The sequence below is a fragment of the Sphingomonas sp. 179-I 2A4 NHS genome (genome assembly GCF_045369135.1).
Classification (GTDB): domain Bacteria; phylum Pseudomonadota; class Alphaproteobacteria; order Sphingomonadales; family Sphingomonadaceae; genus Sphingomonas.
The window spans coordinates 97,086-119,461 of the sequence record NZ_JBIQFL010000004.1 but is presented as its reverse complement, the minus strand read 5'-3'; the positions used below and the strand labels follow the sequence as shown (position 1 = coordinate 119,461).

Here is a 22,376-nt window from a genome sequence, read left to right as displayed (position 1 = left end):
GGGGGCCGAGCTAGATCATTGGTCCGTTCGTCCCGAGCATCGCCGAGGGACGTGCCTCATGCGGCACGCCGGGTGTCTCGACGTTGCTCGATACGAACGGTCGGGTTCGGCTCTACCGCGCCGCGAACGTCGCCTGGCCGGCCAGTGCATTTGCGCCGATGCTGCCGGCGGACGCCGCCTCGCGCGTCGGTGCGATCCGGCCGGCGCGCACCTGAACCTTGGTGCCCGGCATCGCCATCTGCGTGCCGCTGATGACGACGCGATCAGTGGCGGCGATGCCGCTGCGCACGACGCGCAGGCCATCCACCACCGGCCCGAGCTGCACCGCCTTTGCGGCGACCGTGCCGTCACGCCCCACCGTCAGCAGCGTCTTGCGCGCCTGGTCGGTCTGCACCGCGGCGTCCGGCACCAGCAGCGCCTTGGCCGCCCCGCCGCTCGCCAGCCGCATGTTGCCGAACATGCCCGGCGTCAGGAAGAAGTCCGGGTTGTTCAGCACGGCGCGTCCGCGGATCGTGCCCGATCGCGGATCGAGCCCATTGTCGGTGAAGTCGAGCCGCCCGGACCAGCGGAAATCGCCTTCGTCCTGCAGCTTGATCTCCACGTCCGAGGGCGGCGTGCCGGCGGCCTGCGCGCGCTTGGTCTTGAGGAACAACGCCTCGGAACCGTCAAAGGTGAAGTAGATCGGGTCGAGCGCGTTGATCGTGGTCAGCAGCGTGCCGTTGGTATCCCCGCCCGCCACGAGGTTGCCCGGATCGATCTTCCGGTCCGACACCCGGCCACTGATCGGTGCGCGCACCTGCGTGAATTCGACCTCCAGCGCCCGGGCACGCACACGCGCCTCGGCACCGGCCAGCGCCGCATTGGCGGCGCGCAGGCGGGCGGTCAGCTGGTCGATGTCGCTCTTCGATACCGCCTCGTCCGCCACCAGCCGCTGCGCGCGATCGAGGTTGGCGCGCGCCAGTTCAACGTCGCTGCGCGCGCTGATCAGCCCGGCGCGCGCCTCGGCCAGCGCGGCGGTGAACGGCCGCTGATCGAGCGTGAAGAGCAATTGCCCTTTCCGCACGATTGCGCCGTCGGTGAAGTGGACCGCGGTGATCGCGCCGGAAACACGCGGGCGCACCTCCACCGACTTGCTGGCCTCGAACCGGCCGACATAGCTGTCCCATTCGTTGATCGGGCGGACGAGCGGACTCGCGACCGTCACGGTCGGTGGCGGCGGCGCGGCCTGCACCGGCGCCTCGCGATTGAGCGCGGCGCCGGCGATCGCCGCCACCAGCACGGGGGCCGCGACCATCGCGCCAAGCCGCCAGCGCGGCCGTTCACGCTCGCGCGCCGGCGTCAGATGTTCGGTGTTGATCTTGCTGTGCATGTTCATGCGTATCGGCCCTTGTTCAGGCTTGCGGCACCGATGCTGGCGAGCAGGGTGCGATATTGGCCGGTGGTGAAGCCAGCGGCAGTGAAGGCCTCCACCTCCGCATCGTTCAGCGCCTTGGCGCCGCGATGCCAGGCGAGCACCGCGACGCGCCGCAGCGCCTCCAGGCGCGGATCGGCGAGGCGCGGGTTCTGTTCGCGGCCGAACAGGCTGCCGAGCGCCACCGACAGGCGCGAGGGTTCGCGCAGCGACGATGGCCGGTCGCGCCGGGCAAGCGCCACGACGGACCATTCGAGGGCGGTAAGCCGGTTCGCCCGGTCGGCGCCCGAATGCGGCGCGGCGACGGCCGTCTTGCCGCTATTGGCAACTGATCCGTGACGGTCGAAAGCCATGAACGCCATGAGAATTCCCCTTGAATAGGCGTGCGCCGGCGCCCGGCCGATGCGATCGGCCGACGGGCGCACAGGGGACCGCGATCGCGCCGACTGGAGGGTCGACGATCCGCTGATCCGGAAAGTGATAAAGAGTGAGTGGGAGAAGCAGGCGCCTACTAACGCGCGCCGGCCAATCCGGTCAGACAATCAGCCATGGAAGCGGCCTTTCGCTTGGATGCCACGGTGACATCCTTTCGATACCGACTGGTATAGAAATCCCGCTGCACCGCGTCAACAGCTTTTTGTACCAGACGGTATTTTTTACCGCAAGAGGGCTCGCACAGGTGCGATTTGCACCTTTTCTCCCCCGACGTGGCGTGTTTCTTCCCTCTCACGGCAATGGTATGATGCGGGCCGTCAGGAGGATCGCCCGATGATCGTGACGTCGCGACGCTTCAATGCCCCCGCCTCGTGGCGGATCGCTCTCTGGGGAACGCTTGCCGCCCTCCTCGTCCTGCCGCTGGTCGCGATGCAGCTGACGCCCGAAGTGCGCTGGACGCCCTTCGATTTCGCCGCCGCCGCCGTGCTGCTTGGCGGGCTTGGCCTGGCAATCGAGGCGGCGCTGCGCATCACCGCCCGCTCATCCCTGCGCGCCACCGTCATCGCCTTGGCAGTCGCCGGCACCCTGCTGCTCTGGGCGCAAGGCGCCGTCGGCCTGTTCTGACGCTCCGGCCTCAGCTGGCGCTGACTGGCATCTGGATGAGGTTCAGGAAGGTCATGACGATCGCACCTTCCTGATTCGTCACCGTCATCCGCATCGTCAGCACGCCGCGATCGGGCTTGCTGCGCGAGGCCGAGATATCGACCACCTCGCGCGTGATCGACAGCACGTCTCCCGGCCGCACCGGATGGCGCCACTGCAGATCGTCGACCTTCAACCCCAGCATCGGCGTGTCGCCGAACGGCGCCTTGTCGACGAAGTCGCGCATCACGCGCGATGCGACATGCCAGCCGCTCGCGATCAGCCCACCGAACCGGCCCGCGGCTGCGGCTTCCTTGTCGACATGCATCGGCTGGGGATCGAACTCCTCGGCGAAGCGGATGATGTCCGCCTCGCCCATGGTGATCGGGCCGCCCGACCAGCATTGGCCGATCTCAAGGTCGTTCAGGTAAAGCGACGGTCGCACGATCTTCCTCTTTCACGGCCAGCCATCGTCCGCCGCACCGCGAATCCGTGACGATCGCGGGTGCCTGCCGATGGCCTGTGATATGGTCCCCAAGGCAAAGGCACACGGCCCGGAAATGACTTAGCCCCAAGCCACCTTCCGGCAGCTCGGGGCTAAGTTTGAAACCTTGGCGCGCCCGGAACGATTCGAACGTCCGACCCTCAGATTCGTAGTCTGATGCTCTATCCAGCTGAGCTACGGGCGCTTGGGAGTGGCGCTGATAGAAGGGACTTTCTGATTGCGCAAGAGCGTTGCGCAGGACTTTTTCGCTTCGTAGACGATTTTTCATGTTGCACCGCTCCATGCTCGCTCCGCCGCTGCTCGCTCTCATGCTGGCGGCCTGCTCCAGCACGGAAGGATACCCGTCGCTGCTGCCTCGTCCGGCGGAATCGCAGAGCCTGGAGGAGCCGGCACCGGCGCCGGAAGCTCCGGTCGCGCCTGATCCAGCGCTCGATGCGCGAATCGCTACCGCCCTGCAGACGCTGGATCAGCGCATCGCTGCCTTTGACGAAGCTGCAACGCGTGCCGCGCGGCCGATCACTGCGGCCGCCGGTGCGCCGGCGGGCAGCGATCGCTGGCTCGACGCGCAGGTCGCGCTGGCCGAGCTCGATGCCGCGCGTTCCTCGACGCAGGACATTTCCGGGGAGCTTCAGGATATCGCGGCGGAACGCGCGCTCGCGCTTGAGACCGACTATCCCGCGCTCGACGCGGCGGTCGAGCGCGCGCGCGCCGCCGTCGTTGCCCAGCTCGATCGGATCACGCAGTTGCAGCAGGGCCTCGCCCCCGCCTGAGGCAGGGTCATCGCCCGGCCGATCAGGCGCCGGGCTTGATCGGCCGCAGCGCGCCGCCGCTCAGATACATGGCGGTGATGGTGATCTCCGTCACGCCCGGCCCGACGTTGATCGCGGTCGTCTTGGGCGAAGGCTTCCGGCCGAACACGAAATCGAGCAGCGTCACCTTCGGATCGCCCGAGGCGCCGCCGCCGTCCGATCGATCCGTATCGCCATTGCCGTTGATGTCGTGGCGCATGTCGACCGCATACGTGCCGGGCGCGGACACCGGCAGGCAGATACGCACCGGTCCGCTCGGCGGGGTCGGCAATTCGACGCGGGTGAGCCAGCTCTTCTTGTCGAACCAGGTTTTTGACGGGCCACCAAAGGTGCGCACGCGCACCGTGCCCGCGCGATTCTTCAGCCCCACGATGTTGACCAGGATCGCCGGCCCATTGCCGGATGTGCAGCGGGCGGCGTGCGGGCCGAGCACGGGCCCGCCGCCCTGCACCGCCGCCGCTGGCGGGGCGGCAAGCGCCGCCGAAGCCACGAACAACGCGAGGAAAGCCGATTTCTTCATAAGCCCCATGTGGCGATGGCAGATGGCACAATCGAGGCAAATTGCCGGCGAACCGGGCAGGATTCGTCCCAAAGCGTATCAAGATGGCGGCCGAAGGGCTCCCCTCGCCAGCGATTCTGGTGCGTTTCTCCGCCGCATCCGCTTCAAACCCCGGCAGAAGTTCATTACGCAGGTGCAATGCGCCTCCTGCCCCTGATCGCCGCCGGCACCGCCTTGACGCTTGCCGCTTCCGCCACCGCCCAGACGACCCAGCCGGTCGCAACCCCGGCGAGCCCGGCGCCCGCCGCGACCAAGTGGCCGACGAAGGAAGGCGACGTCACCCTCCCCGCCTTCCGCTTCAAGACCGGCGAGGTGATGGACGTGCGGATGCATTATACGACGCTCGGCACGCCGCATCGCGGGGCCGACGGGCGGATCGACAATGCCGTGATGGTGCTCCACGGCACCGGCGGCACGGGCAAGCAGTTCCTCCAGCCGCAATTCGCCGACGAGCTTTACGGCCCCGGCCAGCCGTTCGACATCAGCAAGACCTTCGTCATCCTCCCCGACAATATCGGCCACGGCCAATCCTCGAAGCCGTCCGACGGGAAGCGAATGGCGTTCCCCAAGTACGATTATGACGACATGGTCGCCGCGCAAAAGGCGATGCTGGAGAAGATCGGCGTCACGAAGCTGAACGTGATCCTCGGCACTTCGATGGGCTGCATGCACGCCTTCGTCTGGGGCGAGACATACCCAGGCTTTGCCGAGCGGCTCGCCCCCTTCGCCTGCCTCCCCGTCCCCATCGCCGGCCTCAACCGCATGTGGCGCAAGCTGTCGATCGACGCGATTCAGGCCGATCCAGCGTGGAACGGCGGCAATTATACCGCCCAACCCGAACAGGGCCTGCGCACCGCCGCCAGCCTGTCGATCATCGCGGGCAGCAATCCGCTTGCGCTGCAGCAGCAATATGCGACCCGCGACGCCGCCGAGGCGTTCCTCGCGCAGGCCTTCGCCCGCAATTCCGCCGGTCGCGACGCCAACGACTATATCTATCAACTCGATGCGTCGCGGAATTACGATCCCTCGCCCGCACTGGAAAAGATCACCGTGCCGGTCCTGTGGATCAACTCGAGCGACGATTTCATCAACCCGTCAGGCTACGGCATCGCCGAGCCCGCGGCGGAGCGCATGCCGCGCGCCACTTTCCGCCTGATCCAGGCCACGCCCGAGACGAAGGGCCACGGCACCCACACCTGGGCCAAGTTCTGGAAGGTCGACCTGACGAAGCTCCTCGCCACCAACTAGGCGCGCGCGCCGGGGCACGCCGCGCGGCCCCGGCATCAGCCGATCAGGCTCAATTGTCCTGATCGTCTTCCTGCGCCGCGGTCGAGGGCGCGGCCTGCGCCGCCTCGCGCTGCGCCTGGCGCCGCTCCGCCGCCCAGGCCTGGCCTGCCGCGATGCTGCACCCGGTCTGCCCGCCCGTGCCGATCGGCGAGCAGGTGTTGGGTAGCCCGCCGGCCACCCGCCCGACACGGTCCGCCGCCGCCGCTCGGTTGATCCAGCTCTGGTTTTGCGCCGGCACTTCGGGAGGCTGGCGCAGTTCCTTGGGCACGCGATACGCCTCGTTCGGATTGATCCGGCTGCACACCACGATCTCGTCCGCGGCCGCCGTCGGGCACGCCTCATTACCCTGCAGCGTCACCTGCCGGATGCGCTGCGGCGGCTGGCCGGACTGCGCCTGCGGCTGCTCGGCGGACGCGGAATCGACCGGCGCCCGCGCCTGATTGCCTGCCGGATCCTGCGCCGCCGCGACTTGCGGTAGCAGCGCCAGTGCAGCGGCAGTGGTGAGGGACGTGAGCGAGCGGAACATCGGCGGCAACCTCCTGGCAATCACACAACGATCGCCACACCGGCTTTTATCCCGGCTGAACGATATGTCATCGCCTACGCGATTCCGCCGCGCCGCAACAAGCGTTGCGGCACCGCGCGGTTCGGCTATGGCTGGCGGCGACATGATCCTGGTCATCGACAATTACGACAGCTTCACCTGGAACCTGGTCCATTACCTGATGGAACTGGGGGCCGAGGTGCGGGTCGAACGCAACGACGCGCTGACGGCCGCAGAAGCGCTCGCCTCCAACGCCACCGGCTTCCTGGTGTCGCCCGGCCCCTGCACCCCGAACGAGGCGGGCGTCAGTCTCGATCTCGTCGCGGCGTGCGCGGAAAGCCGCCGCCCGCTGCTCGGCGTGTGCCTTGGCCATCAGGCGATCGGCCAGCATTTCGGCGGCCGGGTCGTGCGCGGCGGGCTGATGCACGGCAAGACCAGCGCGATCGAGCATGATTCGACCGGCGTCTTTGCCGGCATCCCCTCGCCCTTCACCGCGACGCGCTATCATTCGCTGGTGGTGGAGGGCGTGCCCGACGTGCTCGTCCCCAATGCCCATGCCGCGGACGGATCGGTGATGGGGCTGCGCCACCGCGAGCTGCCGATCCACGGCGTCCAGTTTCATCCCGAAAGCATCGCGACCGAGCACGGCCACGACCTCCTGGCGAACTTCCTCGCGTTAACCGGCGCGCGGCCGACGACGAGGGCCGCGGCATGACGACCATCACGCTCCTGCCTGATCCGGCATCGCCCTTGTCGCGCGAGACGGCCGCACAGGCCTTCGCCGATATCCTCGACGGCCACGCCAGCGAGGACGCCATCGCCCGCTTCCTGCTCGATCTGTCCGATCGCGGCGAAACCTCGATCGAGATCGCCGAGGCGGCCCGCGCGCTGCGTGAGCGGCTGATCCCGATCAGCGCTCCCGTCGGCGCCATCGACGTGTGCGGCACCGGCGGCGACGGCCACCACACCCTCAACGTCTCCACCGCGGTCAGCCTGGTCGTCGCGGCTTGCGGCGTGCCGGTCGCCAAGCACGGCAATCGCGCCGCCTCGTCCAAGGCCGGCGCGGCGGATACGCTGGAGGCGCTCGGCCTCGACATGGAGCGCGCCGGCGCGCTCGCTGAGGAGACGCTGAACGAACTCGGCATCTGCTTCCTGTTCGCCGCCAATCACCACCCGGCGATGAAGCGGATCACCCCGATCCGCCAGCGGCTGGGCAAGCGCACCATCTTCAACCTGATGGGCCCGCTCGCCAACCCGGCGCACGTCACGCGCCAGCTGATCGGCATCGCCCGTCCGGATTACGCCCCGGTCTATGCGGAGGCGCTGGAGCAGCTCGGCACCGAGGCCGCGCTGGTCGTCTCGGGCGAAGAGGGGCTGGACGAAGTCTCGGGCGCCGGCCCGACGGTGGCCGTCGCGATCGGCGATGTCGCGGTTGGGCACCGGATCGTGCCCGAGGACGCCGGCGTGCCGCGCCACCCGATCGAGGCAATCCGGGGCGGCGACCCTGAGCATAACGCACTCGCCCTGCGCCGCCTGCTGAACGGCGAGCATGGCGCCTATCGCGATGCCGTGCTGCTCAACGCCGCCACCGCGCTCGCGCTGGTCGGCGAGCCGATGGAAAGCGGCGCTTCCCGCGCAGCCGAGGCGATCGACAGCGGCGCCGCACGTGACCTGCTCGATCGCTGGATCGCCTGGGCATGACCATTCTGGACCGGATCCTCGCCACCAAGCACGAGGAAGTCGCCGCCCGCCGTGCGCAGCGCTCGATCACCGATCTCGACGCCCTCGCCGCCGCGCAGAGCGCGCCCCGCGGCTTCAAGGCAGCGCTGGACAACACGCCGGCGACCTACGGCCTCATTGCTGAGATCAAGAAGGCGAGCCCCTCCAAGGGTCTGATCCGCGCCGATTTCGATCCGCCCGCGCACGCCCGCGCATATGCCGCCGGTGGTGCCACCTGCCTCTCGATCCTCACCGATCACCAATATTTCCAGGGGCATGAGGATTATCTGATCGCCGCGCGCGCAGCGTGTGACCTGCCGGTGATCCGCAAGGATTTCCTGGTCGATCCGTGGCAGGTGGCCGAGGCTCATGCGATCGGCGCCGACGCGATCCTCATCATCATGTCCGCGCTCGACGATGTCGCCGCGGCCGAGATCGAGGCCGCCGCGTTCGAACGCGGCATGGACGTGCTGGTCGAAGTGCATGACGCAGACGAGCTCGAACGCGCGCTCAGCCTCAAGTCGCGGCTGATCGGCGTCAACAACCGAAACCTGCGCGATTTCTCGGTCAGCTTCGAACGCACCTATGAACTCGTCGGTCAGGCGCCGGCAGGCTGCACCTTCGTCGCCGAAAGCGGCCTCAACACCCGCGCCGATCTCGATGCGATGGCGGAGCATGGTGTGCGCTGCTTCCTGATCGGCGAGTCGCTGATGCGGCAGGACGATGTCGCCGCCGCCACCCGCGCGCTGGTCGGCTAACGGCGATGAGCGGCCTCACCCATCTCGATGACGCCGGCGCCGCGCGGATGGTCGATGTCGGCGGCAAGAGCGAGACCGTGCGTGAGGCGGTGGCCGAGGGTCGCATCATCATGTCGGCCGAGGCAGCACAGGCGATCGCCGACGGTGCCGTGGCCAAGGGCGACGTGCTTGCCGTTGCCCGCGTGGCCGGCATCATGGCCGCGAAGCGCACCAGCGAGTTGATCCCGCTCTGCCATCCGCTGCCGCTCACCAAGGTCTCGATCGATCTCACCGTCCAGCCGGAGGGGGTCGTCGCCACCGCAACCGTGGCCACGGCCGGGCGCACCGGCGTGGAGATGGAGGCGCTCACAGCCGTCTCCACGGCGCTCCTCACCGTCTACGACATGGCGAAGGCGCTCGATAAGCGGATGACGATCGAGGGCATCCGGCTGCTGCGCAAGACGGGCGGGAAGTCGGGCGACTTCACCGCCTGATCCCGCCTCGCCCCCGGCTCGGCCTTAGCGCCCAGCGGGCAACGAACACCCTGTCGCCGCCTCCCGTAATCTGCCACTCCCGCACCATGAGCGAATTGCTTCCCGTGGCCGAAGCGCAAGCGCGTCTGCTCGCCAGCGTCACCCCCGTCTCGATCGAGACGCTGCCGATCACCCGGGCAATCGGCCGCTGGGCTGCGGCCCCGCTGGTGGCGCAGCGCACCCAGCCCGCACGCGATCTGTCCGCGATGGATGGCTATGCACTGCGCTTCGCCGATCTCCCGGGCCCGTGGCGCGTGATCGGTGAAAGTGCCGCCGGCCGCCCGTTCGAGGGCAAGGTGGCGGTGGGCGAAGCGGTGCGCATCTTCACCGGTGCGGCACTGCCGGACGGCGCCGACACGGTCATGGTGCAGGAAGAGGCAGCGCGGGACGGCGACCAGCTGATGCTCGATGGCGAAGGGCCGCTTAAGCTCGGCGGCAACGTCCGCCGTCGCGGCCTCGATTTCACGCAAGGCGACACCTTGGCGGCGGCGGGCGAACGCCTCGTCCCTGCGCGCCTCGCCGTCGCTGCGACCGGCGGTGTCGGTGACGTCGCGGTGCATCGCCGCGTGCGGGTGGCCATTGCCGCGACGGGCGACGAGCTGGTCGATCCCGGCACTGCTGCCCGCGCCGATGCCCTTCCCGAATCCAATCGCCTGCTGATCCGCGCTTTGCTCGCCGATCTGCCGGCGGACATTATCGACCTCGGCATTCTCCCCGATCGACTGGACGTGCTCACCGACGCCTTCGCCTCCGTCGACGCGGACCTGCTCGTCACCACCGGCGGTGCCTCGGTCGGCGATCACGATCTGGTGCGCCCGGCCCTGATCGCAGCTGGGGCCAGCATCGACTTCTGGCGCGTAGCGCTTCGCCCCGGCAAGCCGCTGATGGCCGGCCGCCGCGGCGCCATGGCGGTACTTGGCCTGCCGGGCAATCCGGTCTCCGCCTTCGTCACCGCGCTACTGTTCGTGAAGCCGCTGATCGCGCGCCTCGCGGGCGCCGCGCAGCCGCTGCCGCTCACCACCCGCGCCACGCTTGGCGAAGCGCTGCCGCCGAACGGCCCGCGCACCGATTACATGCGCGCCGCGCTGGTCGATGGCGAGGCATTCGTCGCCGCCATCCAGGACAGTTCCATGCTGCTCACGCTTGCCCGGGCCGGCTGCCTGATCGTCCGCCCACCGCACGATCCGGCGCGGGAACGCGGCGACTCGGCAGAAATCCTGATGATCGCTTGACGCATTGAGGAACGTTCCATAAAGGTTCTTCGTCTGTTCGCGGCGGAGGCGATGCGATGCTTACGAAAAAGCAGCACGAGCTGATCTGTTTCATCAACGACCGGCTGGTCGACACCGGCGTGTCGCCCTCGTTCGAGGAAATGAAGGAGGCGCTCGACCTCAAGTCGAAGTCCGGCGTCCACCGCCTGATCTCGGCGCTGGAGGAACGCGGCTTCCTACGTCGCCTGCCGAACCGTGCGCGCGCGCTCGAAGTGCTCAAGATGCCCGAGCGTCTGGACGCGAAGAAGGCGCCCGCACCGGCCGCCCGGCCCGCCGTGCCCGAACCCGCCAACGACGTCATCGAAGTGCCGCTGCACGGCCGCATTGCCGCCGGTGTGCCGATCGAGGCGATGGAGGGTGCGTCCTCGCTCCCCGTCCCCGCTGCGCTGCTTGGCTCGGGTGAGCATTTCGCGCTCGAGGTCGCTGGTGACTCGATGGTCGAGGCCGGCATTCTCGACGGCGATTTCGCGCTGATCCGCAAGCAGGACGTGGCCCGCGACGGCGAGATCGTGGTTGCGCTGATCGAGGACAGCGAAGCGACGCTTAAATATTTCCGTCGCGAGGGGGCGATGATCCGGCTCGATCCGGCGAACCGCGCTTATGATCCGCAGCGCTACGCCCCGGCGCAGGTGCGCGTGCAGGGTAAGCTCGCGGGAATCCTTCGCCGCTATTCCTGATCGCCGCCATCACCCAGGGGTGCGTGTCTCCGGGCCGTTGAACCGTCATGACACTCCCGGTCGCCAGCGTGACGGCGACCCCGCCGGTTTTCGCCAGCGTCTCGCGATCTAGGCGTAGCCAGCGCGGCTGGCACCGCCGCGGCAGCCGACGCTCGCTGATCACCACGTCCGCGGCCAGGCACGCCTCGATCAGTTCGCCCGCCGGCACTAGGTACGCGCTCCGCGTCGCAAGGATGCGCCAGCTGCGCTCACCCGCGGCCAGGTCGACGCGGCAAAGGTCGCGGCTGCACTGCGCAGCTGACTGTTCGGACAGCAGCACCGGCTCCACGTCGCTGCCGCCATTCTCCGCCAGCATGTCGCGCGCATAATCGCCCGCGCGATCACGCAGCAGCGCGACCCGGCCGTCCGGCAACCGGATCCCGACGTGCCGTCCGTCCCCCGTTACCAACAGGTCCGGCGCGGGCACCATCAGCGCCCATAGCGCACCGATCGCCACCGGTATCGCGCCAATCCGGCGCATGTTCGTCCGCCACAGTGCCAGCCACAATCCGCCCGCGACCATCAATCCAAAGGCGCCGCGCGGCATGGCGGGCAAGGCAGCGACCGCGCCCGGCGCCTCCGCCGTCACCCGCGCAAGTCCCAGCAGCAGCGCCAGCGCCTGCCCCGCCAGCCACCATACCGGCCCGCCAAGCCCCACACCGTCCAGCGCCAGCGCCATTGCCTCCAGTGGCATCACCACGAACGTCGTCAGCGGGATTGCGACGATATTGGCCAGCGCGCCGTAGATCCCCGCCTTGTGGAAATGGAACACCGCGATCGGCATCAGCGCGATCTCCACCGCGATGCCCGTCAGCAGCAGGGATCCCCCGCCGCGCAGCATCCGCGCCGCCCAGCCTTCCTCGCGCGGGCCGAACCACTGCCGCACCCGCGGATGCTCGGCGAGCGCGATGATCGCCGTGACCGCCGCGAACGACAGCTGGAAGCTTGGCCCGGCGAGCGACTCGGGCCACAGCAGAAGCACCACCACCGCGCCTGTCGCCACCAGCCGCAACGTCAGCGCCTCGCGCCCCAGCGCCATCGCGGCGAGCACCAGCAGCGCGGCGATGCAGCTTCGGATCGTCGGCACCTCGCTCCCCGTCAGCAAGGTGTAGCCGACCGCCGCCCCGGCCGCGACGGCGGCCGCGATCAGCGGCACCCGGCCTGTCAGCGCCAACCGCATGTTGAGCGCCAGCAGCCGCATCGCGATCACCATGGTGAGCCCCACCACCGCGGTGATGTGCAGTCCGCTCACCGACAACAGGTGCGCGAGGCCCGAGCGGCGCATCGCTTCCTGATCCTCCGCCGCGATGCCGCCGGTATCCCCCGTCGCCAGCGCCGCCGCGATCCCGCCAGCGCTCCCCTCCAGCCGCGCCTGGATGTGCCGTGACAGCCGCGCGCGCAGCGGCTCGGCCGTGTCGCCGGCGCTCAGTATCCGCGGTGGGCCCAGCGCCCGCCCGGTCGCGCCGATAGAATCGAACCACGCGACCCGCGCAAAGTCATAGGCGCCCGGCACCGCGGGCGGCGGTGGCGGCATCAGCCGCGCCCTCACGGCAATGATCGCGCCGGGCACCAGCCCGGCCGGCACATCCTTCTCCGCCACGTTCAGCCGGATCCGCGCCGGCCGCGTCGCCGGTGCGCCCTCGCCCAACTTCAGGTCGCCAAGCTGCAGCCGCACCAGCGCGCGTGCCGGTATCCGCTGCACCCGCGCCACCCGCGCCGTCAGCGCGACGATCGCCGGCCGCGTCAGCACCGGCGCAGCGGCCCGTTCTGCCCGGAACCAGACGAGCGCCAGCCCCAGCGCCATCATCATGCTGCCGATCGCGACCGCCCGGGCGGCACGCCCGCCCCGCCCCAAGGCCAGCGCGACGCACGCAAGCGACGCGCAGCCGAGCAGCACCGCCTGCCACGCGCCCCGATCCGGCAACACGAACCACGCCGCCACGCCAGCGCCAAGCGCCACCGGCAGCCACAGGGCGAGCTGGTCGCGCTCCGCCTCCAGCCAAGCCTCCACCCGCGCCCGCGCGGTTTGAAGCGTCGGAAGCTGCGTGCTAGGGGGCTGCGCGGCCGTTGTCGCCATCTCGAATTCCAGCCTGGGAGCTAGCGCGCTTGAGCGCAACTACAGAAGCCCGCGAGCGCGGTGTCGTCACCCGCTTCGCCCCGTCGCCGACGGGATTTCTCCACCTCGGCGGCGCGCGCACTGCGCTGTTCAACCTGCTCTTCGCGCGCCACCACGGCGGCAAGTTCCTGCTAAGGATCGAGGACACCGATCGCGCGCGGTCCACGCAGCCGGCGATCGACGCGATCCTGTCCGGCATGCGCTGGCTCGAGCTCGATTGGGATGGCGAGGAAGTCTACCAGTCGAGTCGCGCCGATCGTCACGTCGAAGTGGCCGAGGCGATGATCGCCGCCGGCGCCGCCTATCGCTGCTACATGACGCCCGAGGAGATCGACGCGATGCGCGCCGAGGCCCAGGCGAAGAAGCAGCCGCTGCGCATCCGCTCGCCGTGGCGTGACAAGACCAATGACGATCCCAACGCCTCCTATGTCGTCCGCCTGAAGGCGCCGACCGAGGGCGCGACCACGATCGAGGATCGCGTTCAGGGCCCGATCACCGTCCAGAATGCCGAGCTCGACGATCTCGTCCTGCTGCGGTCGGATGGGACGCCGACTTACATGCTCGCGGTGGTGGTCGACGATCACGACATGGGCGTCACGCACGTCATCCGCGGCGACGATCATATCAACAACGCCTTCCGCCAGCTCCCGATCATCCGCGCGATGGATGCGATCGAGGGCAATTGGCCCGATCCGATCTACGCCCATATCCCGCTGATCCACGGCGCGGACGGCGCGAAGCTGTCGAAGCGGCACGGCGCGGTCGGGATCGAGGCCTATCGCGACGAGCTCGGCATCCTTCCGGAGGCGCTCGACAATTACCTCCTCCGCCTCGGCTGGGGCTATGGCGACAATGAAATCATCAGCCGCGAACAGGCGATCGAGTGGTTCGATCTGTCGGGCGTCGGCAAGTCACCGTCGCGCTTCGATCTGAAGAAGCTCGAGAACCTCAACGGCCATTACATCCGCGCCGCGGACGATGCGCGGCTCGCCGGTCTCGTGTCTGATCGCCTCGAGCTCGCCGAGGACGACGGGCGCCGCGCCACGATCGCCGCGGCGATGCCCGCGCTGAAGCCGCGCGCGGCGAACCTCAACGAACTGGCCGATGGCGCGCGCTTCCTGCTTGTCACTCGTCCGCTGCCGATTGCGGCCGATGCGGAACCGCTTCTGGCCGGCGATGCACCGGCCACACTCGCGAAGGTGCATGCTGCGCTTGACGCGGTGCACAAGTGGGATACGGAGACGCTCGAAAACGCGGTGCGGCAGGTTGCCGAGGCGCTGGGCTTGAAGCTCGGCCAGGTGGCTCAGCCGCTCCGTGCCGCACTCACCGGCCGCCGCACCTCGCCGGGGATCTTCGACGTGCTCGTCCTGCTCGGGCGCGACGAAAGCCTCGCCCGGATCGCAGATCAGATGGCCGCCCAGGGGAAGGACTGACCAATGACCGACGCCAAGCTAACGCTCGCCGACAAGGAGTTCGGCTATCCGGTATTATCCGGTTCGGTTGGCCCGGACGTGGTCGACATTCGCAAGATGTACGGCCAGACCGGCGCGTTCACCTACGATCCCGGCTTCACCTCGACCGCGTCGTGCCAGTCGAAGCTGACCTATATCGATGGTGACGAAGGCGTGCTGCTTCACCGCGGCTATGCCATCGGTGAACTTGCCGAACAGTCGAGCTTCATGGAGGTCGCGTACCTCCTGCTGAACGGCGAGCTGCCCAAGGCGGACGAGCTCAGCAAGTTCGAGACGACGATCACCCGCCACACCATGCTGCACGAGCAGCTCGCCACCTTCTATCGCGGCTTCCGCCGTGACGCGCACCCGATGGCGATCATGTGCGGCGTGGTCGGCGCGCTTTCGGCCTTCTACCACGATTCGACCGACATCCACGATCCGACGCAGCGCATGATCGCCTCGCATCGCCTGATCGCCAAGATGCCGACGATCGCGGCCATGGCGTACAAGTACAGCGTCGGTCAGCCGTTCCTGTATCCGGACAATTCGCTGTCCTACACCGGCAACTTCCTGCGCATGACGTTCGGCGTCCCGGCCGAGCAGTATGAAGTTCACCCGGCGGTCGAAAAGGCCATGGACCGGATCTTCATCCTCCATGCCGATCACGAGCAGAATGCGTCGACCTCGACGGTGCGCCTCGCCGGTTCGTCGGGCGCGAACCCGTTCGCCTGCATCGCGGCCGGCATCGCCTGCCTGTGGGGCCCGGCACATGGCGGCGCGAACGAAGCGGCGCTCAACATGCTGCAGGAAATCGGCACGCCCGATCGCATCCCGGAATTCATCAACCGCGCGAAGGACAAGAACGATCCGTTCCGCCTGATGGGCTTCGGCCACCGCGTGTACAAGAATTACGATCCGCGCGCGACGGTCATGCAGAAGACGGTGCGCGAAGTGTTCGACGCGCTGAAGGTCAACGATCCGCTGTTCGAAACCGCGCTGCGGCTCGAAGAACTGGCGCTCAACGATGATTACTTCATCGAGAAGAAGCTGTTCCCGAACGTGGACTTCTACTCGGGCGTCATCCTCTCGGCGATCGGCTTCCCGACGTCGATGTTCACCGCGCTCTTCGCCCTTGCACGCACCGTCGGCTGGGTCGCCCAGTGGAACGAGATGATCACCGATCCGGATCAGAAGATCGGCCGTCCGCGTCAGCTGTACACCGGCCCGACGGCCCGCCCGTACGTTCCGGTCGGCCAGCGCTGACATGCGGCGCCTGCGCCCCGCGCTCACCGCGCTGGGCGCAGCGCTGTTTCTGCTTGGCCTGCTCTGGATCGGCCAGGGGCTGGGCTATGTAAACTGGCCCCGATCGAGCTTCATGATCGATCAGCGGCCTTGGGCCGATCGCGGCGCCGGCGTGGCGGTTGCGGGATTGCTGATGATCCTCGCCGCCCGTCGCCTGCGCTGACTTTTCCTTCCTGGGCCTTCGCCCGCCGGCGCTTACGCCGGGTCCATGAAGCGCAGGATGGCGGATTGGCTTCCGCTAGCGATCATCGTCCCATCCTCGGCGAACATGTGGATCGCACCGTGCCCGAAGCCGCGGGCCGCGGCGCTGATCCGCACGTCGCACAGCACCCATTCGGTCGGCACGATCTTCGCGATGCGCATCGTGTTGTCGAGGCTGTTTCCACCGCCGCGCCGGCCGAACGCGGTGGATAGGCCGGACGGCACGAAATCGGCAAAGATCGCCAGCATGCTCGCGTCGATCGGCTCGCCCGTCTTGCTGCGCATCCACAGCACCATCCGCCCGTCCTCCGATGGCGTGCCATCGAGCGCGCGTGCACCGAACTTGTCCGGCGCCATCCGCACGTCCAGCCGGTCCATCAGGGTTGCGTCCTGCACCGGCCACAGCGGCCGCGCCTTGCATTCACCGGGCGGGGGCATCTCGGGCGGGGTGATCCATTGGCCGGAGGGCATGCCTTCGCGGTTCCCCAGCGCCGCATTCACCGTCAGGATCAGCTTGCCGGCATCCGTCGCCACCACGCGCACTTGGCTGATGTTCTTGCCCGCGGACAGCACCTCTACCGCCAGATCCAGCGTGTCGCCGATCCGCGCATAGGAAATGAACTGCGCGCTTGACCAGATCACGTCGCGCCCCGTCGCCCGCTCCGCGGCGATCGTTGCCGCGCCAAGGCCGACGCCACCGAACATGAACACATTACCCGGCGGGCCGACACAGATGCGGTCGGTTATTCGCAGCCGGAAGATGGACGGATCCGACGTATTCTCCACGTCGAGGAAAGAAGAAGTCATTCAGGCTCGTTTCCATGGCGCAACGGCCCTGTCCAGTCGCGATCCACAACTTGGTGGCCGCTCGCGTACGACTTAGACGATGCACCACCCCACTTCGGGCGCCAGCGCCACCATCTCCTCACGCACCAATGCGACCAGCCGTTGAAGCGGCAGTCCCCCCGGCCTGCGTGCCGCCGTCGCGATGAGCAGTTGCCGCGCCACGCCGCCGGCAAGCGGCCATGTCGTGAGCCGCGACGCATGCGCGTCGCGCGCGACCGCGGCTGCCGGCAGGATCGTCAGCGCCAGTCCCTCTGCGACCAGCTCGATGATCGCGCCCAGCGAATCGATCTCGAACTGGACCGGCAGATGCACCCCTGCCTCTCGCGCATGGCGGGCGACGAGCTGGCGAAGCGAATGGTGGATGCTGGGCAGCACCAGCGGGTGCGTCGCCAGATCCGCGATTGCGGGCGTGGCATCGGCGGCGAGTTGCGGGTCCGCGCGCGCGCCCACTACCACCAGGTCCTCCTCCGCCACGCGTTCCGCCACCACCGGGCCGATGCCGGGATTGTCGTACAGGATCGCCAGATCGATCCGCCCGGCCTGAAGCGCCTCCAGCGTGGTGCCGCTGAACCCCTCGACGATGCGCAGCGACAGGCCAGGATAGCGCGCGGCCACTGCGCGGGTCAGCGGCACCGCCAGCACGCGGCCCACCGTCGGCGGCATGCCGATCACCGCTTCCCCCGCCGTCGCCCCGGCCAGGCTGCGCACTTCGTCCCGCAGCCGCTCGCTCTCGGCCAGCAGACGACGTGCCCCTTCCAGCAGATGGCGCCCGGCATGCGTCGGGGTGACGCCGCGGCCGGTGCGATGGAGCAGTTCCAGACCCATCTCCTGCTCAAGCTCGCCAATCTGACGGCTAAGCGCCGGTTGCGCCACGTCGATCGCAAGGCTCGCCGCGGTCAGGCTGCCACGGTCACACGCTTCGACGAAATAGGCCAAGCGCCGCAGGTCCATGGTCTGGCGCGTACCATCTCCCATGCCGGATCGCTATATCGGCTATGTAGATCATGGCATGGCTGCGGGGCGCGCCGCACCCTACCCCCGCCCACGACAACGGGAGGATTACGTGAGCAGCAACTGGCCCGATTATTCCGACATCCGCCGCGAAGTGGCCAAGCTGTGTGCCGAGTTTCCCGGGCCCTATTGGCGCGAGAAGGATCGCGACCGCGCCTACCCCACCGAGTTCGTCGACGCGCTGACCACCAGTGGCTTCCTCTCCGTGCTGATCCCGGAGGAATATGGCGGCGCCGGCCTGCCACTCTCGGGCGCAGCGGCGATCCTCGAGGAGATCCAGCAACAGGGCTGCAACGGCGCCGCGTGCCACGCGCAGATGTACGTGATGGGCACCATCCTGCGCCACGGCAGCGAGGAACAGAAGCGCCGCTACCTGCCCGATGTCGCCAGCGGCAAGCTGCGCCTTCAGGCGTTTGGAGTCACGGAGCCGACCAGCGGCACCGACACCGGCTCGCTGAAGACCTTCGCTCGCCGCGATGGGGACCGGTACATCGTGTCCGGCCAGAAGATCTGGACAAGCCGTGCACTCCAGTCGGACCTGATGGTGCTCCTCGCCCGCACCACGCCGCAGGATCAGGTGACGAAGCGCACGGATGGTCTTTCCGTTTTCCTCGTCGACATGCGCGAGGCGCTGAAGGACGGGATGACGATCCGTCCGATCCCGACGATGATGAACCACTCGACGACGGAGGTCTTCTTCGACGAGGTCTCGGTCCCCGCCGCCAATCTGATCGGCGAGGAGGGCAAAGGTTTCCGATACATCCTGTCCGGCATGAACGCGGAACGCGCGCTGATCGCGTCGGAATGCATCGGCGACGCCAAATGGTTCATCGAGAAGGCCAGCGGCTATGCGCGCGAACGCAAGGTGTTCGGCCGCCCGATCGGCCAGAACCAGGGCATCCAGTTCCCGATCGCGCGTGCCTATGCCCAGATGCGCGCCGCCGAACTGCTGACGCATGAAGCGATCCGCCTGTACGAGGCGGGCGAGAATTGCGGGGCGGAGGCGAACATGGCCAAGATGCTCGCCGCCGAGGCCAGCTGGGCGGCGGGCGAGGCCTGTATCCAGACGCATGGCGGCTTCGGCTTCGCGGAGGAGTATGACATCGAACGCAAGTTCCGCGAGACGCGCCTCTATCAGGTCGCGCCCATCTCGACGAACCTGATCTTGAGCTTCGTTTCGGAGCACATTCTCGATCTTCCACGCTCATTCTGACGCCATCGCGCGCCAATCATGACCATCAAGCCACCATCAAAGCGCACGATTTGACCGCCCTGAACGCGCTTTCCGGGCTCACCGTCGTCGCGCTGGAACAGGCCGTGGCCGCGCCTTTTTGCACCGCGCGGCTCGCCGACGCCGGCGCGCGGGTGATCAAGATCGAGCGGCCGGAGGGCGATTTCGCGCGCTATTATGATCGCGCCGGCGGCAGCGACAGCAGCTATTTCGTCTGGCTCAACCGCGGCAAGGAAAGCCATGTCCTCGATCTGGCACAAGCCTCTGACAAGGCTCGTCTGGCCGCCCTGATCGCCAATGCCGACGTGTTCGTACAGAATCTGAGACCCGGCGCGCTGGGCCGCCTCGGTCTCGAAGTCGAGCTGCTGCGCGCCCGTCATCCGCGGCTAATATGCTGTTCTATCAGTGGCTTCGGCGACGATGGCCCCTATGCCAATCGCAAAGCCTATGACCTGCTGATCCAGGCCGAAGCTGGTCTGGCCCATATCACTGGCGCGCCCGCGGCGCCCGGCCGCGTCGGGGTGTCGGTGATCGACATCGCGACCGGCGCTGCCGCTCATGCCGCGATCCTCGAGGCGCTGATCGCGCGCGGCATCAGCGGCGACGGGTGCGATATCCGTATCGCCATGTTCGACGTGATCGCCGAGTGGATGACCGTGCCGCTCCTCAACCACCGCGCCGGCACGCCACCGCGCCGCGTCGGCCTCGCCCATCCCTCGATCGCCCCCTACGGCCTCTTCACCACCGCCGACGATCGCCTCCTCCTCCTATCGGTGCAAAGCGACCGCGAGTGGCGCGCCCTCGCGGCCGGGCTGCTCGGCCGGCCGGAGATTGGCGTGGATCCGCGCTTCGCTACCAACGTGGACCGTGTCATCAACCGCCAAGAAACTGACCGCCTCGTCCAAAAGGCCATCGGCGGACGTGATTCTGCGGCAGTCACCGCTCTACTGCTCGCCTCGGACATTGCATTTGCTGAGGTGAATGACCTCGCTGCCCTCTCCGCCCATCCGCATCTGCGCGAGACGGACGTCGAGACCGTCGCGGGAACGATCCGCCTCCCGGCTCCGCCTGTTCTGTTCAACGGCGAGAGCCGCGTCGTCGGCGCCGTGCCTGCGCTGGGTTCGCATACGCGCGCCGGCTGATCAGGCCTCTGCCAGCGCCGGCTCCGTACCACCTGAAATCAGCCGGCCATCCAGCAATTCGATTCGCCGCCGGCATCGCGCCGAGATATGCTCGTCATGGGTGGAGATGAGGAAGCACGTCCCCGTCTCCGCGTTGATCCGGTCGAGCAGCGCCATCACCTGATCGGCGGTCTGGCGGTCAAGGTTGCCGGTCGGCTCATCTGCCAGCACCAGCGCCGGCCGGTTCATCAGCGCGCGCGCCACCGCGACCCGCTGTCGCTGCCCGCCCGACATGGCGGCGGGACGATAGCCGCGCCGATCCGCCAGCCCGACCGCGTCGAGCAACTCACCGGCGCGCGTGCGCATCGCCGCCGTCTCGCGCCCGGCCTGCGCAGCGGCCGGCACCATGACGTTTTCGAGCGCCGTCAGGTCGGGGAGCAGGTGGTGAAACTGGAACACGAACCCGATGTTCTCGGCGCGGAAGCGTGCCTTTTCCGCCTCGCTTGCAGCGAACAGGTCGACACCGAGCATGTGGTGCTCGCCGCTCGTCGGCTGCAGCAAGGTGCCAAGGATCGTCAGCAATGTGCTCTTGCCGGAGCCAGACGGCCCGAGCAGCGTCGCTAGCTCTCCCCGCGCGAGGTCGAGGTCAATGCCATGCAACACGGTCGTCGCCGCCTCGCCTTCCCCGAAGCGCTTCACCAGGTGGCGAATGGAGAGTAGCGCCGCCTCAGTCATTGCCCGATGGCCTCTACAGGATCGATGCTTGCCGCGCGGCGCGCGGGCAGCACCGAGGCAAGCGCCGCCGCCAGCGTCGTCAACACGATCGCGAGCAGGAACTGGCCTTGCGCACGGTCCACGGGCAGGCCACCAGGCTGCACCTGCTCGATCGGCGGAAACGGCGCCAGCGCCGCCCAGGCAATCGCTGCGCCGAGGATCGCGCCGCTCGCACCGATCAACGTGCCTTCAAGTACGAAGATGGTCGTTACCAGCCGCTTGCCGGCACCCATGGCGCGCAGGATGCCGATCTCGCTGCGGCGACGGACGATCGACAACAGCATCGCGCTCGCGATCCCCACGACGATGGTGATCAACGCGAACGCCTTGATGATCGTGCCCGTCCGCCCCTGCGCCGCCAGCGCCTCGAACAGCTGGGCGTTGTCCTCCGTCCAGGGCGTCACCTTCAGGCCGGTCGCGCGGCGCAGGGTCGCTGCAATTTGCGGCGCGCGGGCGACGGGTGACACCTTCGTCTCGATCACCGAAATCCCGCTTGGCAGATCGAACAGCGCGCGTGCCGCAACGAAATTCATGTAGATCGCCTGCCGGTCAGCGCTCGAGATACCGAGCGAGAAGATGCCACCGATGCGAAAGCTGCGCTCACGCCCGCGGTCCGACACCAGACGCAACACCTGGCCCACGCGGACGCCCAGATCCTCGGCAAGCATCTTTCCAATCAGGATGCCGTCCACGGGCAGGTCCGCGCTGCCGCTGACGATGGCGCCGCCGATATTCGCGATCACCGAAAGATCTCCCGGCATCACACCGATCACGCCCACGGGTGCAATCGCCTGACCGCGCTCGATATAGGCGCTGCCTCGGATCTGCGGCGATACACCGGTCACACCGCTGGTGCCGGCGATCACGGGCAGAAACGTCTGCCATACGGGGATCTGCTCGCGCCGGCTGAGGTCCTTCTGCACCACCACCTGCGTCGCGGGGCCGCGGATCGGCATGGGATCGCGCTCGCGCATTTCCAGGGTGACGTGTGAGATGCTGCCCACCGTTCGCTGGGTCAAAAGCGTAGCGAGTCCCCCGATCAGCGCGCTCATGAAGATGAACACCGTCACGCCCAGCGCCACGCCGGTGGTCAGCAGGCCGGTCTGGCCTGGGCTCGACATCAAGTGCCGGAATGCAATCTTCGCGGCGTAG

At 68.2% G+C, this 22,376-nt stretch carries 23 protein-coding genes, 1 tRNA gene and 1 pseudogene; 14 read left to right on the top strand and 11 right to left on the bottom strand.

All coding sequences use genetic code 11. The features are described 5' to 3' along the window. Positions 1-112: 112 nt before the first annotated feature. A complete protein-coding gene (locus tag ACH0CP_RS09210) occupies positions 113-1,375 on the bottom strand; it encodes an efflux RND transporter periplasmic adaptor subunit (RefSeq protein ID WP_294442488.1) in 1,263 nt (420 codons plus the stop codon). Next, positions 1,372-1,773: a hypothetical protein gene (locus ACH0CP_RS09205; protein ID WP_294442489.1), complete on the bottom strand. Its 402-nt coding sequence runs from the start codon at positions 1,771-1,773 to the stop codon at positions 1,372-1,374. Before ACH0CP_RS09205 ends, ACH0CP_RS09210 begins: the two co-directional genes overlap by 4 nt. Positions 1,774-2,179: 406 nt before the next feature. Here ACH0CP_RS09205 and ACH0CP_RS09200 point away from each other — a divergent pair, with 406 nt between their 5' ends. Next, the gene (locus ACH0CP_RS09200) at positions 2,180-2,470 is read left to right on the top strand and encodes a hypothetical protein (RefSeq protein ID WP_294442490.1); all 291 of its coding nucleotides are present in this window, start codon (positions 2,180-2,182) and stop codon (positions 2,468-2,470) included. 10 nt (positions 2,471-2,480) lie between these two features. Here the strand turns inward: ACH0CP_RS09200 and ACH0CP_RS09195 are convergent, their stop codons facing one another. Beyond that, complete coding sequence (locus ACH0CP_RS09195; protein WP_294442491.1) at positions 2,481-2,933, bottom strand: MaoC family dehydratase; 453 nt, start codon at positions 2,931-2,933, stop codon at positions 2,481-2,483. A gap of 167 nt (positions 2,934-3,100) precedes the next feature. After that, positions 3,101-3,177, bottom strand: a tRNA-Arg gene (locus ACH0CP_RS09190). Positions 3,178-3,259: 82 nt separating this feature from the next. On the opposite strand from ACH0CP_RS09190, the gene ACH0CP_RS09185 reads away from it, so the two are divergent. Then, entirely contained in the window at positions 3,260-3,763 is a 504-nt protein-coding gene (locus ACH0CP_RS09185; RefSeq protein WP_294442492.1) for a hypothetical protein, read from the top strand. A gap of 22 nt (positions 3,764-3,785) precedes the next feature. Here the strand turns inward: ACH0CP_RS09185 and ACH0CP_RS09180 are convergent, their stop codons facing one another. Then, a complete protein-coding gene (locus ACH0CP_RS09180; RefSeq protein ID WP_294442493.1) occupies positions 3,786-4,322 on the bottom strand; it encodes a DUF2141 domain-containing protein in 537 nt (178 codons plus the stop codon). Between the two features lie 177 nt (positions 4,323-4,499). Between ACH0CP_RS09180 and ACH0CP_RS09175 the strand changes: the two genes are divergently transcribed. Then, a complete protein-coding gene (locus ACH0CP_RS09175) occupies positions 4,500-5,609 on the top strand; it encodes an alpha/beta fold hydrolase (RefSeq protein ID WP_294442495.1) in 1,110 nt (369 codons plus the stop codon). Between the two features lie 49 nt (positions 5,610-5,658). Here the strand turns inward: ACH0CP_RS09175 and ACH0CP_RS09170 are convergent, their stop codons facing one another. Next, positions 5,659-6,174 (bottom strand): hypothetical protein, encoded by a 516-nt coding sequence (locus ACH0CP_RS09170; RefSeq protein WP_294442496.1) that lies wholly within the window; start codon positions 6,172-6,174, stop codon positions 5,659-5,661. A 142-nt stretch (positions 6,175-6,316) separates the two neighbouring features. Here ACH0CP_RS09170 and ACH0CP_RS09165 point away from each other — a divergent pair, with 142 nt between their 5' ends. From ACH0CP_RS09165 to lexA, 6 genes are all read left to right on the top strand, one after another. Continuing rightward, a complete protein-coding gene (locus ACH0CP_RS09165) occupies positions 6,317-6,907 on the top strand; it encodes an aminodeoxychorismate/anthranilate synthase component II (RefSeq protein ID WP_294442497.1) in 591 nt (196 codons plus the stop codon). Next, positions 6,904-7,893 carry an anthranilate phosphoribosyltransferase gene (trpD, locus tag ACH0CP_RS09160; RefSeq protein ID WP_294442498.1) on the top strand — a complete coding sequence of 330 codons (990 nt, stop codon included), beginning with the start codon at positions 6,904-6,906 and terminating at the stop codon, positions 7,891-7,893. Before ACH0CP_RS09165 ends, trpD begins: the two co-directional genes overlap by 4 nt. Then, positions 7,890-8,669: an indole-3-glycerol phosphate synthase TrpC gene (gene trpC, locus ACH0CP_RS09155; protein ID WP_294442499.1), complete on the top strand. Its 780-nt coding sequence runs from the start codon at positions 7,890-7,892 to the stop codon at positions 8,667-8,669. The genes trpD and trpC overlap by 4 nt, the downstream gene beginning before the upstream one ends. 5 nt (positions 8,670-8,674) lie before the next feature. Further along, complete coding sequence (gene moaC, locus ACH0CP_RS09150; RefSeq protein WP_294442500.1) at positions 8,675-9,142, top strand: cyclic pyranopterin monophosphate synthase MoaC; 468 nt, start codon at positions 8,675-8,677, stop codon at positions 9,140-9,142. An 86-nt stretch (positions 9,143-9,228) separates the two neighbouring features. Continuing rightward, on the top strand, positions 9,229-10,413 hold the full coding sequence (locus tag ACH0CP_RS09145) for a molybdopterin molybdotransferase MoeA (protein ID WP_294442501.1): 1,185 nt from the start codon (positions 9,229-9,231) through the stop codon (positions 10,411-10,413). A 56-nt stretch (positions 10,414-10,469) separates the two neighbouring features. Continuing rightward, positions 10,470-11,129 carry a transcriptional repressor LexA gene (lexA, locus tag ACH0CP_RS09140; RefSeq protein WP_294442502.1) on the top strand — a complete coding sequence of 220 codons (660 nt, stop codon included), beginning with the start codon at positions 10,470-10,472 and terminating at the stop codon, positions 11,127-11,129. A 583-nt stretch (positions 11,130-11,712) separates the two neighbouring features. On the opposite strand, the pseudogene ACH0CP_RS09135 reads toward lexA, so the two are convergent. Next, positions 11,713-13,245, bottom strand: a pseudogene (locus tag ACH0CP_RS09135) (ComEC/Rec2 family competence protein); the annotation flags it as partial. Between the two features lie 29 nt (positions 13,246-13,274). Here ACH0CP_RS09135 and gltX point away from each other — a divergent pair. The 3 genes from gltX to ACH0CP_RS09120 are packed head-to-tail and all read left to right on the top strand — an operon-like array spanning position 13,275 to position 16,203. Further along, positions 13,275-14,717: a glutamate--tRNA ligase gene (gene gltX, locus ACH0CP_RS09130; RefSeq protein ID WP_294444535.1), complete on the top strand. Its 1,443-nt coding sequence runs from the start codon at positions 13,275-13,277 to the stop codon at positions 14,715-14,717. Between the two features lie 3 nt (positions 14,718-14,720). Continuing rightward, on the top strand, positions 14,721-16,001 hold the full coding sequence (locus tag ACH0CP_RS09125; protein ID WP_294444534.1) for a citrate synthase: 1,281 nt from the start codon (positions 14,721-14,723) through the stop codon (positions 15,999-16,001). A gap of 1 nt (position 16,002) precedes the next feature. Then, a complete protein-coding gene (locus ACH0CP_RS09120) occupies positions 16,003-16,203 on the top strand; it encodes a hypothetical protein (RefSeq protein ID WP_294444533.1) in 201 nt (66 codons plus the stop codon). A gap of 32 nt (positions 16,204-16,235) precedes the next feature. Here ACH0CP_RS09120 and ACH0CP_RS09115 read toward each other — a convergent pair whose 3' ends face one another. Continuing rightward, a complete protein-coding gene (locus ACH0CP_RS09115; RefSeq protein ID WP_294444532.1) occupies positions 16,236-17,048 on the bottom strand; it encodes an acyl-CoA thioesterase II in 813 nt (270 codons plus the stop codon). Positions 17,049-17,120: 72 nt separating this feature from the next. Next, the gene (locus tag ACH0CP_RS09110; RefSeq protein ID WP_294444531.1) at positions 17,121-18,062 is read right to left on the bottom strand and encodes a LysR family transcriptional regulator; all 942 of its coding nucleotides are present in this window, start codon (positions 18,060-18,062) and stop codon (positions 17,121-17,123) included. An 88-nt stretch (positions 18,063-18,150) separates the two neighbouring features. Between ACH0CP_RS09110 and ACH0CP_RS09105 the strand changes: the two genes are divergently transcribed. Both ACH0CP_RS09105 and ACH0CP_RS09100 read left to right on the top strand, forming a co-directional pair. Continuing rightward, the gene (locus tag ACH0CP_RS09105; protein ID WP_406875659.1) at positions 18,151-19,311 is read left to right on the top strand and encodes an acyl-CoA dehydrogenase family protein; all 1,161 of its coding nucleotides are present in this window, start codon (positions 18,151-18,153) and stop codon (positions 19,309-19,311) included. Between the two features lie 50 nt (positions 19,312-19,361). After that, positions 19,362-20,471 carry a CaiB/BaiF CoA-transferase family protein gene (locus tag ACH0CP_RS09100; protein WP_294444530.1) on the top strand — a complete coding sequence of 370 codons (1,110 nt, stop codon included), beginning with the start codon at positions 19,362-19,364 and terminating at the stop codon, positions 20,469-20,471. Here the strand turns inward: ACH0CP_RS09100 and ACH0CP_RS09095 are convergent, their stop codons facing one another. Then, complete coding sequence (locus tag ACH0CP_RS09095) at positions 20,472-21,185, bottom strand: ABC transporter ATP-binding protein (protein WP_294444529.1); 714 nt, start codon at positions 21,183-21,185, stop codon at positions 20,472-20,474. Continuing rightward, positions 21,182-22,345 carry an FtsX-like permease family protein gene (locus ACH0CP_RS09090; protein WP_294444527.1) on the bottom strand — a complete coding sequence of 388 codons (1,164 nt, stop codon included), beginning with the start codon at positions 22,343-22,345 and terminating at the stop codon, positions 21,182-21,184. The genes ACH0CP_RS09095 and ACH0CP_RS09090 overlap by 4 nt, the downstream gene beginning before the upstream one ends. Between the last annotated feature and the right edge of the window lie 31 nt (positions 22,346-22,376).

Excerpts from the sequence above, each read along its gene's own strand:
- ACH0CP_RS09115 (WP_294444532.1), bottom strand. The coding sequence starts at position 17,048 with ATGACTTCTTCTTTCCTCGACGTGGAGAATACGTCGGATCCGTCCATC.
- ACH0CP_RS09090 (WP_294444527.1), bottom strand. The coding sequence starts at position 22,345 with ATGTCGAGCCCAGGCCAGACCGGCCTGCTGACCACCGGCGTGGCGCTG.
- ACH0CP_RS09185 (WP_294442492.1), top strand. The coding sequence starts at position 3,260 with ATGTTGCACCGCTCCATGCTCGCTCCGCCGCTGCTCGCTCTCATGCTG.
- trpD (WP_294442498.1), top strand. The coding sequence starts at position 6,904 with ATGACGACCATCACGCTCCTGCCTGATCCGGCATCGCCCTTGTCGCGC.
- lexA (WP_294442502.1), top strand. The coding sequence starts at position 10,470 with ATGCTTACGAAAAAGCAGCACGAGCTGATCTGTTTCATCAACGACCGG.
- ACH0CP_RS09210 (WP_294442488.1), bottom strand. The coding sequence starts at position 1,375 with ATGAACATGCACAGCAAGATCAACACCGAACATCTGACGCCGGCGCGC.
- ACH0CP_RS09145 (WP_294442501.1), top strand. The coding sequence starts at position 9,229 with ATGAGCGAATTGCTTCCCGTGGCCGAAGCGCAAGCGCGTCTGCTCGCC.
- ACH0CP_RS09095 (WP_294444529.1), bottom strand. The coding sequence starts at position 21,185 with ATGACTGAGGCGGCGCTACTCTCCATTCGCCACCTGGTGAAGCGCTTC.
- ACH0CP_RS09175 (WP_294442495.1), top strand. The coding sequence starts at position 4,500 with ATGCGCCTCCTGCCCCTGATCGCCGCCGGCACCGCCTTGACGCTTGCC.
- ACH0CP_RS09125 (WP_294444534.1), top strand. The coding sequence starts at position 14,721 with ATGACCGACGCCAAGCTAACGCTCGCCGACAAGGAGTTCGGCTATCCG.
- ACH0CP_RS09120 (WP_294444533.1), top strand. The coding sequence starts at position 16,003 with ATGCGGCGCCTGCGCCCCGCGCTCACCGCGCTGGGCGCAGCGCTGTTT.
- ACH0CP_RS09170 (WP_294442496.1), bottom strand. The coding sequence starts at position 6,174 with ATGTTCCGCTCGCTCACGTCCCTCACCACTGCCGCTGCACTGGCGCTG.
- ACH0CP_RS09165 (WP_294442497.1), top strand. The coding sequence starts at position 6,317 with ATGATCCTGGTCATCGACAATTACGACAGCTTCACCTGGAACCTGGTC.
- moaC (WP_294442500.1), top strand. The coding sequence starts at position 8,675 with ATGAGCGGCCTCACCCATCTCGATGACGCCGGCGCCGCGCGGATGGTC.
- ACH0CP_RS09200 (WP_294442490.1), top strand. The coding sequence starts at position 2,180 with ATGATCGTGACGTCGCGACGCTTCAATGCCCCCGCCTCGTGGCGGATC.
- ACH0CP_RS09180 (WP_294442493.1), bottom strand. The coding sequence starts at position 4,322 with ATGAAGAAATCGGCTTTCCTCGCGTTGTTCGTGGCTTCGGCGGCGCTT.
- ACH0CP_RS09110 (WP_294444531.1), bottom strand. The coding sequence starts at position 18,062 with ATGGGAGATGGTACGCGCCAGACCATGGACCTGCGGCGCTTGGCCTAT.
- trpC (WP_294442499.1), top strand. The coding sequence starts at position 7,890 with ATGACCATTCTGGACCGGATCCTCGCCACCAAGCACGAGGAAGTCGCC.
- ACH0CP_RS09205 (WP_294442489.1), bottom strand. The coding sequence starts at position 1,773 with ATGGCGTTCATGGCTTTCGACCGTCACGGATCAGTTGCCAATAGCGGC.